10 protein-coding genes are annotated in these 12,943 nt (G+C 67.4%); 3 read left to right on the top strand and 7 right to left on the bottom strand.

Going from position 1 to position 12,943, the window contains the following annotated elements; all coding sequences use genetic code 11:
- Positions 1–35: 35 nt before the first annotated feature.
- The 4 genes from HNP52_RS21485 to HNP52_RS21500 all read right to left on the bottom strand — a co-directional run bounded on the left by HNP52_RS21485 (position 36) and on the right by HNP52_RS21500 (position 4,308).
- Positions 36–1,178: an acyl-CoA dehydrogenase family protein gene (locus HNP52_RS21485; protein ID WP_184170519.1), complete on the bottom strand. Its 1,143-nt coding sequence runs from the start codon at positions 1,176–1,178 to the stop codon at positions 36–38.
- Positions 1,178–2,791, bottom strand: coding sequence for a long-chain-fatty-acid--CoA ligase (locus HNP52_RS21490; protein WP_184170522.1), 1,614 nt, complete (start codon positions 2,789–2,791; stop codon positions 1,178–1,180). The genes HNP52_RS21485 and HNP52_RS21490 overlap by 1 nt, the downstream gene beginning before the upstream one ends.
- 85 nt (positions 2,792–2,876) lie before the next feature.
- Positions 2,877–3,527, bottom strand: coding sequence for a TetR family transcriptional regulator (locus HNP52_RS21495; protein WP_184170525.1), 651 nt, complete (start codon positions 3,525–3,527; stop codon positions 2,877–2,879).
- Positions 3,528–3,576: 49 nt separating this feature from the next.
- Positions 3,577–4,308 carry a LuxR C-terminal-related transcriptional regulator gene (locus HNP52_RS21500; protein WP_184170528.1) on the bottom strand — a complete coding sequence of 244 codons (732 nt, stop codon included), beginning with the start codon at positions 4,306–4,308 and terminating at the stop codon, positions 3,577–3,579.
- A 124-nt stretch (positions 4,309–4,432) separates the two neighbouring features.
- On the opposite strand from HNP52_RS21500, the gene HNP52_RS21505 reads away from it, so the two are divergent.
- The 3 genes from HNP52_RS21505 to HNP52_RS21515 are packed head-to-tail and all read left to right on the top strand — an operon-like array spanning position 4,433 to position 9,491.
- Positions 4,433–6,907 carry a TonB-dependent receptor gene (locus tag HNP52_RS21505; RefSeq protein ID WP_184170531.1) on the top strand — a complete coding sequence of 825 codons (2,475 nt, stop codon included), beginning with the start codon at positions 4,433–4,435 and terminating at the stop codon, positions 6,905–6,907.
- A 5-nt stretch (positions 6,908–6,912) separates the two neighbouring features.
- Positions 6,913–7,827, top strand: a complete 915-nt coding sequence (locus HNP52_RS21510) for an oxygenase MpaB family protein (RefSeq protein WP_184170534.1) — start codon at positions 6,913–6,915, stop codon at positions 7,825–7,827.
- Positions 7,827–9,491: a GMC family oxidoreductase gene (locus HNP52_RS21515; protein WP_184170537.1), complete on the top strand. Its 1,665-nt coding sequence runs from the start codon at positions 7,827–7,829 to the stop codon at positions 9,489–9,491. The genes HNP52_RS21510 and HNP52_RS21515 overlap by 1 nt, the downstream gene beginning before the upstream one ends.
- Before the next feature lie 62 nt (positions 9,492–9,553).
- Here the strand turns inward: HNP52_RS21515 and HNP52_RS21520 are convergent, their stop codons facing one another.
- Genes HNP52_RS21520 through HNP52_RS21530 form a run of 3 tightly spaced genes read right to left on the bottom strand, consistent with a single transcriptional unit; the run spans position 9,554 to position 12,803 of the window.
- The gene (locus tag HNP52_RS21520; protein WP_184170540.1) at positions 9,554–10,705 is read right to left on the bottom strand and encodes a CaiB/BaiF CoA-transferase family protein; all 1,152 of its coding nucleotides are present in this window, start codon (positions 10,703–10,705) and stop codon (positions 9,554–9,556) included.
- Positions 10,702–11,337 (bottom strand): glutathione S-transferase family protein, encoded by a 636-nt coding sequence (locus HNP52_RS21525; protein ID WP_221416590.1) that lies wholly within the window; start codon positions 11,335–11,337, stop codon positions 10,702–10,704. The genes HNP52_RS21520 and HNP52_RS21525 overlap by 4 nt, the downstream gene beginning before the upstream one ends.
- Positions 11,334–12,803 carry an acetyl-CoA acetyltransferase gene (locus tag HNP52_RS21530; RefSeq protein WP_184170543.1) on the bottom strand — a complete coding sequence of 490 codons (1,470 nt, stop codon included), beginning with the start codon at positions 12,801–12,803 and terminating at the stop codon, positions 11,334–11,336. The genes HNP52_RS21525 and HNP52_RS21530 overlap by 4 nt, the downstream gene beginning before the upstream one ends.
- Positions 12,804–12,943: the final 140 nt, after the last annotated feature.

The following is a 12,943-nucleotide window of genomic DNA, read 5'->3' on the forward strand; positions in this document are numbered from 1 at the left end:
ACTAGGGCAATGGCCCGTCTTGAATTCGATACCCCTTACAGCCCCCGCCCGATCACTTCCTTCATGATCTCGTTCGTCCCGCCGAAAATTCGCGAGACGCGGGCATCGCGCCAGATCCGGGCGATCGGATATTCGTTCATATAGCCGGCGCCGCCATGGAGCTGGAGCGCGGCGTCGATGATCTGCCACTGGGTATCGGTGTGCCAGAGCTTGGCAGCCGAGGCTTCCTCGGGCGTCAGTTCGTGGCGCAGGTGCCGGGCGAGTGCCCAGTCGATATGCGCCCAGCCGATCTGGAGCTTTGCCGCCAGGTCGGCCAGGGTGAAGCGGGTGTTCTGGAAATCGAACACCGTCTTCCCGAACGCCTTGCGCTCCTTCACGAAGCCGAGCGCTTCGTCGAATGCGCGCTGGGCGCTGGCCTGGGCGCCGATCGCGATGGTCAGCCGCTCCTGCGGCAGGTTGCGCATGAGGTAGGCGAAGCCGCGACCTTCCTGGCCGAGCATGTTGGTCGCGGGCACACGGACGTCTTCGAAGAACAGCTCGCTGGTGTCGGCGCCGTGCAGGCCGATCTTGTCGAGGTTGCGCCCGCGCGCGAAGCCCGGGCGGTCAGCCTCGACCAGGAACAGGCTGGTGCCCTTGGCGCCGAGCTCCACGTTCGTCTTGGCGACGACGATCACGACATCGGCGGTCTGGCCGTTCGAGATATAGGTCTTGGCGCCGTTGATGACATAGTGGTTGCCGTCGAGCCGCGCGGTGGTGCGGATCGCCTGCAGGTCCGATCCCGCGCCCGGCTCGGTCATCGCGATCGCCGCGACCTTCTCGCCCGAGACCATGCCGGGCAGCCATTCGCGCTTCTGCTCTTCCGAGCCATAGGCCAGGAAATAGTCGGCCAGCACGTCAGACTGGAGCGTGATGCCCGAGGGGACGCGCGCATAGGCATGCTCCTCGGTGACGACGGCGTTGTAGGCGAAGTCGAGGCCGGGGCCGCCATATTCCTCGGGCACCGTCGGGCAGAGCAGGCCCGCGCTACCCGCCTTGGTCCAGAAATCGCGATCGACGATGCCGGCTCCTTCCCAGCGATCGAGATGCGGAACACCCTCGGCAGCGAGGAAGCGGCGGACGCTTTCGCGGAACAGGGCCTGGCTTTCGTCCTGGCCGGTGCGGCGGGCGGTATCGAGCATCAGTTCACCCCCCTTTCGCGGCCGGCCCAGTATGGATCGCGCAGCGCCCGGCGCATCACCTTGCCCGACGGCGTGCGCGGCAAGGCGACGACGAAATCGACCGACTTGGGGACCTTGAACCCGCCGATCCGCTCGCGGGCATAGGCGAGGATCGAGGCATCGTCCGGTTCGGCGCCGGGCTTGAGCACGACGACCGCCTTCACTTCCTCGCCCCATTTGTCGTGCGGCACGCCGATCACCGCGACTTCCTGGACAATCGGGTGGCCGAAGATCGCGCTCTCCACTTCGGCCGGATAGATGTTCTCGGCGCCCGAGCAGATCATGTCCTTGAAGCGGTCGCAGATGTAGAGATAGCCGTGCTCGTCGAGGTAGCCGGCGTCGCCGGTGCGTAGCCAGCCCTGGCCGTCGACCGTGTCCGCCGTGGTCTCGGGCAGGTTCCAGTAGCCGACCATGTTGGCGACCGAACGGGTTTCCACTTCCCCGACTTCGCGGACGGCGAGCGGGGTGCGTTCGGTCGGGTGGACGACGCGGATCTCGACCCCGGGCATGGGCAGGCCGGCGCTGCGCATCCGCTCATTGCCGGCGGGATCGTGATCCTCGGGCGGCAGGTAGACGATCGTGCCACAGGTTTCGGTCATGCCATATTGCTGGGCGAAGCCGCAGCCGAACACTTCGGTCGCCTCGCGCAGCAGGTCGAGCGCGATCGGCGAGGCGCCGTAGAGGATGTAGCGCAGCCGGCTGAAATCGGCCTCGCGCACGCCGGGCAGCATCAGCAGCATCTGGAGCGCGGTGGGGACGACGAACATCTTGGTGACGCCGCCCTGCGCGATCGCCTCCAGCACCGCGGCGGGGACGAACTCGCGGTGAACGATCGAAGTGGCGCCGTTGAAATAGCCGACGATCGCCCAGCCCACCCCGCCGATATGGCCGAGCGGCAAGGCGACGAGATTGACGTCGCCTTCCAGCCACTCGTTCCACGGCATCGCCTGCGCCATCGAATCGGTGCGACCGCGCAGCAGGTTGCGGTGGCTGAGCATCACGCCCTTGGGCTCGCCGGTGGTGCCCGAGGTGTAGAGCTGAAGCGCGACATCATCGGCATCGACATCATCGGGGATCGGATCGACGGGCGCAGCGTCACGCCAGGCGGCAAAGCTGCGGAAACCCTCGGCGCCACTCTCCATCGCGATCGTCTCGCGGATCAGATCATTGCCGCATTCGGCGGCGCGGCCGATCTGATCGGGGCCGGCGAACAGCAGGCTGACCTGGGCGTTGGCGAGGATCGTGCAGATTTCGGCGGTGGCGAGGCGCCACTGGATCGGCACCATCACCACGCCCGCGCGGCCGGCGCCGAACAGCAGCTCGAAGAATTCGTCACTGCCCTTGCCGAGATAGGCGATACGATCCCCTACCCGGCAGCCGACGGCCCGCAGCGCGCGCGCAACCTGGTCGCTGCGACGATCGAGCGTGGACCAGTCGGTATCACGCCCTTCGAAGCGGGTGGCGATGGCATGCGGGCGATGTTTCGCATGATAGGCGGGGATGTCCCCCAGCCGGGGCATCGCCTCGAAATCGATCCAGCCCGACTTGGCTTCCGCAACCAGTGTATCGCCCATATGCCGCTCCTCTCCGAGCCGGTTCGAACCGCGGGGCGTTTTGCCCTCAAGCATTGTTTAATCGCTTGATTAAGCGATTCGCAAGTCAGGCGTCGGTTTCAGGCTTCACCAGCACGCTGCGCATCAGCAGATCGGTGACGTGAACGGCATAGGCCTTGCGCAGATCGTCATCGATATCCTCCACCCCGAAGGCGTAGCGGAGCGAGTGGCGGCCGATGAAGAGATGGTCGCACATGCCGATCAGCGAGAAATAGAACAGCATCGGATCGATCTTGCGGAAGATGCCCTCGGCCTCGCCCTGCTCGAGGATAGCCTTTTGCGCGGCGGCGAGCGGCCGGCTGAACCGCTCCGAGATGAAGCGCGCGGTCTCGCTGTCGGTCTCCACCGCAAGTGCCGCGACCAGGCGGTTCATGTACGGATAGCGGTAATAGACCTTGATGATGCCGTGGACATGGTGGCGCAGCTTCTGCCCGGCATCCATATCGGCCTTCACCAGCCGCTCGAGATCGTCAAACGTGCCGCCGGCATCGCGCTCGAGCAACGCCATGAACATGCCGAGCTTGCTGCCGAAATGATAGCGGATCAGCGCGGCATTGAGCCCCGATTTCTCCGCGATATCGGCGAAGGTGATGTCGACCGTGTTGCGTTCGATCATCAACGCGCTGGTCGCGTTGAGCAGTTGATCCGCCGAACTTGCCTCCAGTCGCACGACCGGAGCCTTTGCCTTGCTTGCCATTTCCGTACCTTAACCGGCGCGACACCGCCGCGCCAACCTCCCGTTATTGTCAGTTGGGCCGCGCGAAGCCCAGGGCGACCGCGCGCTGGACCGTACGCAATCGGCCATTCTCGCCCAGCCGGCTGCTGGCGCGGCGCATGTGAAAGCGGATCGTCGGCACCGAAAGGCCGAGGATCGTGCCGATCTCGCCGTCCGTCTTGCCCGCCGCGGCGAGCTTCAGGCACTGGACCTCGCGCCGGGTGAGCTTGTGCTGGACGATATCGGTCGAGGCGTCGGGCCCGGCATTGCAGGTGGCGATGAAGCGCAGCGCCAGCGGATGAAGCACCGAAGCCTCGCGCTCGAACAGCGCATCGATGTCGAGCCCCGGCGCGGTCGATGCCCAGACCACCGCGCCGATCACCCCGGCGGGGAGATGGACGGGGGCGACGATCGCGCTTTCCACCCTGTAGCTGCGCTGCATCGCCTCGCGCTCGATCTGCGGCTCGATCCGCAGCGGCCGCCAGCTGCGGATACGGCCCTGGTCATAGTAGAAGGGCTCGGCGAGATGGCGCGCGACGGAGACGATCGCGTTGCGCAACGCGAAATCGCCCTGGGCCCAATAGGCGCCGGCATCATGGGTGAATTCGAACAGCGCGCTGACCGGCGTGCCGTCGGCCAACTGCACCGGCCGGGCGCTGCTGATATCGGCGCAGGCGGCGATCAGCGGCAGGCCCATGCGGCGGCCATGCTCGACGATCCGGCCGGCCAGTTCCCAGGGCATATTCTGCGCGTCAGAGGCCATGTTCTTCCCTATCACATACGATAGCTGCACAGCGCTTTCCCTAAAGCTAATTATTCAAACAAACAACAGCCGGAAATCGACCCCGAAAATCGAGGCGGATCGGCGATATGGAGGGGAAGAGGATATGGCGATCAAGGCAGGCTTGCTGATGGGATCCGCGCTCGGGCTGCTGCTCGCCGCACCCGCGATGGCGCAGGAAGCTCCGGCACCCAAGGCGGAGGGCCCGCAGACCAGCAATGACGAGATCGTCGTCACTGCCCAGCGCCGCTCCGAATCGATCAACAAGGTGCCGCTGGCGGTGCAGGCGCTCTCCGCCGACACGCTGAAGGACCTCCAGATCACCGATGTCGAGTCGCTGGCCAGCTCGGTGCCCGGCCTCCAGGTTTCCCCGGCCTATTCAGGCGTGCCGATCTTCACGCTGCGCGGCATCGGCTTCAACACCACCAACATCACCGCCACTTCGACCGTGGGCATCTACCAGGACGAGCTGGCCTATCCCTATCCGTCGATGGCGGGCGGGCCGATCTATGACCTGGAGCGCGTCGAAGTGCTCAAGGGACCGCAAGGTACCCTCTACGGCCGCAACACCACTGCCGGCCTGATCGACTTCATCACCGCCAAGCCGGGCAAGGATTTCGCCGCGGGCGGCACGATCGAGGCAGGCAACTACAAGACCTACAATGTCGAGGCCTATCTGAACCTGCCGCTGGGCGACAATGCCGCGCTGCGCGTCTCGGGCCGCGACGAGAACAGCGACGAGGGCTGGCAGATCGACCAGAGCCGCGGCGAGAAGCTGGGCAAGGTCAAGCGCTGGGGCGCCCGCGCCTCGCTGAGCTTCCAGCCGTCGAGCAAGTTCGAGGGCCTGATCACCGTCTCGGGCTGGCGCGACCGTTCGGATACGCAGGCGGGCCAGGCGATCAGCCTCAACCTGACCAACCGGCTCTCCGCCGCTTCGCCCGCCGTGGGACCGGGCGATTTCAATTCGGCGGCCTTGCTCGCCTATCTGCAGAACCACCAGCCGACCAAGGCGAGCGATGCCGGCTGGCAGCCCGCCCCGGCGCGTGCGGCAACGGTGGGCCTCGCCACCGGCATGGGGCCGCCCCGCGCCAAGTCCGACTTCGTCTCGGCCCAGATGCGGCTGACCTGGTCGCCCAACGACCAGCTCTCGGTGATCTCGCTCACCGGATACAACGACTTCACCCGCAAGGACGTGGTCGATTTCAGCGGCGCGCCGTGGGAAATCGTCTCGACGCAATATGATGCGCGGATCAAGTCCTTCTCGCAGGAACTGCGCTTCGAAGGCAATGGCCCGGGCTTCCGCTGGACGGTGGGCGGCTATTACGCCCATGACGACCTGCGCGAGAACAGCCGCTTCCTGATCGGCGAGAACAGCTCGGTCGTGTACCTGCGCCTCGCCGCGCAGGGTATCCTCGCCAATCCGGTGACCAATGCGATCTTCAATACCGGCGGCTACACGCCAGCACAGGTGGCGGTCGGCTTCCGCGAAGGCGCGGGCCGGGCGAGCGGCTATAACGAGACGTATAGCGGCTTCGCGACGGCCGAATTCGACCTGGGCAGCGGTTTCAAGATCAATGCCGGCGCTCGCCTGGGCATCGATCATGGCGAGCTGGACGGCTGCTCGGTCGATTACAATGGCAATTACCTGCCGATCGTGAACACCGCCGGTCGCGCGGTGATCTTCCAGAGCTATGGCCTGCTCGCGCCGATGGTGCAGAAGGACGGCTGCACCACCTATGATCCGGCGACCAATACCGACACTTTGGTCCATTCGGTGCTCGACGAGAGCAATTTCTCGGGCCGCTTTTCGCTCAACTACCAGGCGGCGCCGGGCACGTTGCTCTACGCTTCGGTGGCGCGCGGCGTGAAATCGGGCGTGGTGCCGATCGTGCCGGCCAATCGCGCGGTGCAGTTCACCCCGGCCCGGCAGGAGAAGCTGACCGCCTATGAAGCCGGCATCAAGACCGCGGTGGGCGGCCGGTTCGCACAGGTGAACGTCAGCGGCTTCTACTACGACTATACCGACAAGCAGTTCAGCTCGTACGTGGCCGACCCGACCTTCGGCGCGCTGCAGCGGCTGGTGAACATCCCGAGCTCGCATGCCTGGGGCATCGACGGCGAGATCACGCTGCGCCCCTCGCCGGCCTTCACCTTCGCCTGGAACGCGACGTACCTGAAGACCAAGATCACCGACTATACCGGCGCCAATGCGGCAGGCATCCCGACCAACTATGACGGTTCGGAATTCTCGTTCGCGCCGGAATTCTCGACCAGCGGCACCGCGACGCTCAACCTGCCGATCTCGTCGAGCCTGAACTTCCAGGCGACCGCCAACGCGACCTATCAGAGCGAGACGCACAGCGATTTCGGCGAAGACCCGCTGTTCCGGATCAAGGGCTATGCGCTGGTAAACGGCAGCATCGGCATCGCCAGCGCCGATGGCAAATGGGGCCTGACGATCTGGGCCCGCAACCTGACCAACGAATATTACTGGACCTCGGTGGTGGACAACCAGAACCTCAACGTCCGCTATGCCGGACGGCCGCGCACCTTCGGCGCCTCGCTGACCGCCGGCTTCTGATCCCGATGCGCGAGCAGGCCATCCCGCTTCCACCCGACCCCGTGCCCGTCGCGGCGCCGGGCGGCAAGCGGATCCTGCCGCGCATCGACTATGCCAACCCGCCGGGCGCGCCGGCGCTCTATCCGCCGGACTCGGTCGCCTGGGCGGTGTTCAAGAACCCCGTCGCCTTGTTCGTCGGCGGGATCACGGCGGTGCTGCTCGAACTGGGCGAGCCGCGCGTGCGATCGGGCGTGTGGGAACACTCGATCTTCCCGACCGATCCGCTGACCCGACTGCAGCGCACCGGCTATGTCACCCATGTCAGCGTCTATGCCCCCGCCAGTGTCGCCACCAAGGTGATCACCGGGGTCACACGCATGCACGAGCGCGTGCGCGGACAGACACCGCGCGGCGAGGCCTATCACGCCAATGATCCCGAGCTGCTCGACTGGGTGCAATGCACGGTCGGCTTCGGCTTCATGGAAGCCTATTCGGCCTATTGCCGCACCCTGACGCCAGCGGAGAAGGACCGGTCCTATGTTGAGGCCAGGCCCTCGGCCGAGCTGTTCCTCGCGCATGGCGCGCCGCTGTCGGTCGCCGAGCAGCAGGCACAGTTCGAAGCGATGCGGCCACGGCTGGAGCCGCACGCCATCATCGGCGATTTCCTCGACATCATGCTCGCGACCCGGGGCGTGCCGCTGCCGCTCCGTCCCTTCCAGGGGATGATGGTGCGCGCGGCGATCGCGCTGCTGCCCGACTGGGCACGCAAGACGCTGGAACTGGACGGCGCGGAATGGCGCCTGCGCGGCTGGGAACTCCGCACCGTCCGTACGCTCGGCGCGCTGTTCGAGCGGCTGCCGATCCCGGGCACCCCGCCGGTCGAGGCCAGCAAGCGGCTCGGCCTGCCCGCCAACTATCTCTATCGCCGCCGGAAAGCCTGATGCCCGAAAGTTTCGAAGCCGATTATGTGATCGTGGGCGCCGGCTCGGCCGGCTGCGTGCTCGCCGACCGGTTGAGCGCCGATGGCCGCAACCGCGTGCTGCTGCTCGAGGCGGGCGGCGACGACCGGCCGTTGCGTGAGCGCGGGCAGTTCCTGTCGAACCTGATGATCCACGTCCCCGTCGGCTATGCACAGACGCTGAAGGATCCCAAGGTCAACTGGCTCTACCGTACCGAGCCCGACGCCGGCACCGAGGGCCGCCGCCATATCTGGCCGCGCGGCAAGGTGCTGGGCGGCTCCTCCTCGATCAACGGGCTGCTCTATGTGCGCGGCCAGCGCGCCGACTATGACGGCTGGCGGCAGATGGGCTGCGAAGGCTGGGCCTGGGACGACATCGCCCCCTATTTCCGCCGTTCCGAGGATCAGCAGCACGGCGCGTGCGAGACGCACGGCGCAGGCGGCCCGCTGAGCGTGACCGATCCCGCCGGATCGCATCCGGTATCCGAGGCAGTGGTACAGGCGTGCGAGGCACTTGGCCTGCCCCAGCGCGACATCAACGGGCCGGAACAGGAAGGCGTCGCCTGGTACCAGCTGACCGTGCGCAACGGGCGGCGCTGCTCGGCGGCGGTCGCCTATCTGCACCCGGCGATGGAACGGCCCAATTTGCGCGTCGTCACCCATGCCCAGGCAACGCGGGTGAAGATCGCGGACGGGCGTGCGACCGGCGTGGAATTCGTGCGCGGCGGCGAGCGGCTGGTCGCCCATGCGGCACGCGAGGTGATCCTGGCAGGCGGCGTGATCAACTCGCCGCAGCTGCTCCAGCTCTCGGGTATCGGTCCGGGCGACCTGCTGCGCGAACAGGGTATCGCCGTGGTGCGTGACCTGCCCGGTGTGGGCGAGAACCTCCAGGACCATCTGCTGATCTCGGCCAACTACCGGCTCAAGCCCGGCACCGTCTCGGTCAACGAGCTTAGCCGCGGCCTGCGGCTGCTCGGCGAAGTCGCGCGCTATGCGGTGGCGCGCAAGGGGCTGCTCACCCTGTCCGCCGCGCACATCGCCGCATTCTGCCGCTCGCGGCCCGATCTCGCCTCGCCCGACATCCAGTTCCACATCCTGCCCGCGACGGTGGACGGCGATGCGCTCGCCCGGCTGCAGAAGATGCAGCTGGAGAAGCTGCCGGGGATCAGCATCGCCGCGTGCCAGCTCCGCCCGGAATCGCGCGGGACCGTGCGCATCCGCTCGGCCGACCCGCTGGCGCCGCCCCGGATCACGCCCAATTACCTGAGCGATCCGCTGGACCAGGAAGTGATCGTCGCCGGCCTGCGCTGGGGCCGGCGGATCGCGGCGCAGCCGCCGCTGGCGGACTTCATCGACCATGAGCTCCAGCCGGGTGCCGAGCTGCAGAGCGATGCCGATCTCCTCGCGCATGCGCGACGGGCGGGGACGACGCTCTATCATCCGGTCGGCACCTGCATGATGGGGCATGGCCCGCGCGCGGTGGTCGATCCCGAGCTGCGGGTGCACGGGGTGGCCGGGCTCCGCGTGGTCGATGCCAGCATCATGCCGCGGATCGTCTCGGGCAACACCAACGCGCCGACGATCGCGATTGCGGAAAAGGCCAGCGACATGATCCTGGCGGCGGCCAAGGCGCGGGTGGCGGCTTAGCCGCTCGGACACGTAGGTTCGTTCGCCACCAGCTGTCATCCCGGCGGAAGCCGGGATCGCGGTTATTGCTGCCCCAGCTCCGACCTTATCGCTTCCCCATCGGCATCGATCCCCGGCGGGACAACGCCCTCGGGCACCCCCCGCACCCCGAAGCGGATCGGGAGCGGCATCTCGACATAGTCGCCCTCCTCCGGATGGCTTCGCGGACGGAAGAAACCCGTCGCCGCCAAATGCGGGTCGTCGCGGATCGCATCGAGATCACGGACCGGCATGCAGGGCACGCCGCCGGCGTTGAGGATCTTCACCCAGTCCGCACTGGTCCTCGCCGGGGTGAACCGCGCGATCTCTCCATAAAGCGCACTGATATTGCGCAACCGGTCCATCGGCGTGGCGAAGCGGGGATCGTCGAACACGTCCGTCGCACCCAGCAGCTCGAACAGCTTGGCGATCGTCGCCGGCGTATAGGGCACGATGCTGACATGCCCGTCGGCCGTCGGGAAAGGCTGGCGATTGGGATCGATCTGGCGCGGATAGCCGGCGGGCTCGAGCGGCGGATCGAAGGCGGCGCCGAACAGATGCTCCTGCAGCATGAAATGCGCGAAGCTCTCGAACAGCGGCACCTCGACGAACTGCCCCTCTCCGCTGCGCAGCCGGTGGACCAAAGCACCGAGCACCGCCTGTGCACCGTAGAGCCCGGCAACCTTGTCGGCGATCAGCGAGGGCAGGTAGCGCGGCGCCGGATTGCCGTCGGCGCGGGGCAACAGGGTGGCGGTGCCGGTCGCGGCCTGGATGACGTCGTCATAGGCCTGCAAGCCGGCATAGGGGCCGCCCGAGCCGAAGCCCTGGCAATGGACATAGACGATGTCGCCGCGCAGCCCGCGCACCGCTTCATAGCCGAAGCCGAGCCGCTCCATCGCCTCGCCGCGGACATTGTGGATGAACACATCGGCGGTGGCGAGCAGGCGACGCATGGTTTCGGCGTCTTCGGGCACCTTGAGGTCGAGCGCGATCGCGCGCTTGCCGCGGTTGAGCGTGCAATGCACTGGCCCCATCTGCCGCGCAGCAGCCCGGGATCGGCCGAACTGGCGGGTCTGGTCGCCACCCGGCGCCTCGACCTTGATCACCTCCGCGCCCATGTCCGCGAGCATCTGGGTGGCATAGGGGCCGAACACGATCGTCGTCATGTCGACGATGCGGATGCCCTCCAGCATCATGCTGCCTGCTCCTTCAGCTGCGCCGCCTTGGCACGACCAAGGGCCGGGCGTGCGCGCAGCCGCTCCCAATAGGCGGCGACGCGCGGCAGGCCGCCATCACCGATGCGGAGGAACTCGGCGAGCATCAGCGCATAGCCGACCGAGATGTCGGCGGCAGTAAAGCGGCCACCGGCGACATGATCGCCTTCGGCCAGCATCGCTTCGAGGCCGCGCAGGCGAGCGAGATACCATTGCCGGTAGTCGTCCGCGACCTGCGGCACCCGCCGCGCCTCAGCCTCCAGCATCGCGTAGCGCAGCACCAGGGTCTGCGGGAAAGTGAGCGTGGCCTCGCCGAACGAAAGCGCGTCGAGATAGGCCGCATAGCCGGACTCGCCGGGAGCGATGGCGAAGCGGCCGTCACCCCGCGTAGTCGCGAGATACTGGCAGATCGCGGCGGACTCGGTCATCCGCGCCTCGCCTTCCAGGAAGAGCGGGATGGTGCCGAGCGGGTTGAGCTCGAGATAGCCGGGCGCGCGGTCCCGTGGCGGGAAGGGCAGCAGTTCCAGCCGATATCCGGCTTCCAGCTCCTCCAGCATCCAGAGCACGCGGAACGAGCGGGCGTCTCGGCAATGATACAGGGTTGGGATCGTCATTGCGGGCTCCACTGGCCTTGGTCGTTGATCGTGCCGATCAGGCCGACGGGAAAACGCGCTTCGCCGGTTATCAGCGCGAGCGTCTCGCTATCCTCGGACGGCACCGTGGCGAGGGTGCGAGCGCCTTCAAGCGTGCGCAGCACGACCACGCCGCGATCGACCGATCCGTCGCGCTGGTACAGGACCGTCGCGCTTTCGAGCGTCGCCGGCCCCGGTTCCGGTTCGACCAGTTCGGGCACCGGTCCGCGCCGGGCATCCGCTGCGGCCTGCACCGAATAGCCGGGAGCGATAGGCACGCCGGGCTCGCGCGACAGGACCAGCGCATGATGCTTGGTGACGAACTCGCCCTGGCCGTAGAGCAACCCGGTGCCGCCACCGCGCAGCACCCGCACCATCGCGCAGGCGGCGTGCAGCATATAGTTGCTGAGCGGGCCGCCGAAGAAGGTCAGGCCGCCGGTGACGCTCGGTTCGACATCGGGGCCGAGACCCAGGCTGCGGCGCGCCATCTTGGGGACGCAGGGGAAGCAGCTGTACAGCTCGAGCGCGTCGAAGCCGCCGGGCGCCAGCGCCGATGCCGCGGCGAGTACCGCGTCCTGCGCCGGGCTCCCTGCGAACCCATCGCGCGCGAGGAAATCGCGCGGCTCGCTGGCCGCCGCCCCGCCGAGGATATGGATCATGCGCTGGTCGGGGATGCCGGCCGCGCGGGCGACCTCAAGGCTGGTGACGATCACCGCCGCGCCCTGGTTCACCGCCGGGTTGGCAACCATCAGCTTGGTATAGGGCCAGGCGATCAGCCGGTTGGCCTCGGAAGGCGTGACGATCTCATGCGCGGTCGGGGCCTTGCGCATCCAGGTCCGGGGGTTCTCGGCGGCGGCCTTGGCGTATCGCGCCCAGAGCGTGCCCGACTCCGCCCGTGCTTCCTCCGGCGATTGGCCCCAGGCGGCGGCGCTGGCCATCTCGAACAGCGGATAGACCTGGGTAGGGGTCGACAGGCCGTGGCGCAGCGCGAGCGGGTGGACGATATCGGCCCCGCGTAGCGGCGAGGGTGCGTCCCTGGCGAAGGGCGTCCAGGGTGGCATCTCGCCTTCGCGCTTGGCCCGCGCCGCACTGTGCTGCGCCTCCGCACCGCAGACCAGCGCAACCTTGCTTTCCCCCCGGGCGATCCGCAGCGCCGCTTCGTGGAGCAGGCCGATCGGGGATTCGCCGCCAACCTCGTGAAAGGCCCGTGTACGCGGTGCGATGTCGAGCTCGGCGCAGAGCGACGCGGCGACATCCGCATAGCGCCAGCTGACGATGCTCACCACGTCGAGCGCATCGACCTGGCCGAGCAGCCCGACACCGGCATCCGCATCGGCGGCGCGCACGGCCTCGGCCATCAGCGTCAGCGGCTCCTTGGCCGACGCAATCGCGAAGGGGCGGTCGATCGACTCCCCGATGCCCACAATCACGGGCGTGTCTGGCGCCATTTTCCTCTCCCTGGTCGCCCACCCGGTATCGCCGCCCGCCCCGGCCTGCGGAACTATCACTAGCGATAGCAGCGCATTTCCGCGGTTCGGCTATGCTGCGCATCGGAGAGCGGAAACCGCTTCCGAGGAGAGGAGAGAGG

Source organism: Sphingomonas kyeonggiensis (assembly GCF_014204495.1).
Classification (GTDB): domain Bacteria; phylum Pseudomonadota; class Alphaproteobacteria; order Sphingomonadales; family Sphingomonadaceae; genus Sphingomonas; species Sphingomonas kyeonggiensis_A.

Excerpts from the sequence above, each read along its gene's own strand:
- HNP52_RS21500 (WP_184170528.1), bottom strand. The coding sequence starts at position 4,308 with ATGGCCTCTGACGCGCAGAATATGCCCTGGGAACTGGCCGGCCGGATC.
- HNP52_RS21485 (WP_184170519.1), bottom strand. The coding sequence starts at position 1,178 with ATGCTCGATACCGCCCGCCGCACCGGCCAGGACGAAAGCCAGGCCCTG.
- HNP52_RS21490 (WP_184170522.1), bottom strand. The coding sequence starts at position 2,791 with ATGGGCGATACACTGGTTGCGGAAGCCAAGTCGGGCTGGATCGATTTC.
- HNP52_RS21525 (WP_221416590.1), bottom strand. The coding sequence starts at position 11,337 with ATGACGATCCCAACCCTGTATCATTGCCGAGACGCCCGCTCGTTCCGC.
- HNP52_RS21505 (WP_184170531.1), top strand. The coding sequence starts at position 4,433 with ATGGCGATCAAGGCAGGCTTGCTGATGGGATCCGCGCTCGGGCTGCTG.
- HNP52_RS21495 (WP_184170525.1), bottom strand. The coding sequence starts at position 3,527 with ATGGCAAGCAAGGCAAAGGCTCCGGTCGTGCGACTGGAGGCAAGTTCG.
- HNP52_RS21510 (WP_184170534.1), top strand. The coding sequence starts at position 6,913 with ATGCGCGAGCAGGCCATCCCGCTTCCACCCGACCCCGTGCCCGTCGCG.
- HNP52_RS21530 (WP_184170543.1), bottom strand. The coding sequence starts at position 12,803 with ATGGCGCCAGACACGCCCGTGATTGTGGGCATCGGGGAGTCGATCGAC.
- HNP52_RS21520 (WP_184170540.1), bottom strand. The coding sequence starts at position 10,705 with ATGATGCTGGAGGGCATCCGCATCGTCGACATGACGACGATCGTGTTC.
- HNP52_RS21515 (WP_184170537.1), top strand. The coding sequence starts at position 7,827 with ATGCCCGAAAGTTTCGAAGCCGATTATGTGATCGTGGGCGCCGGCTCG.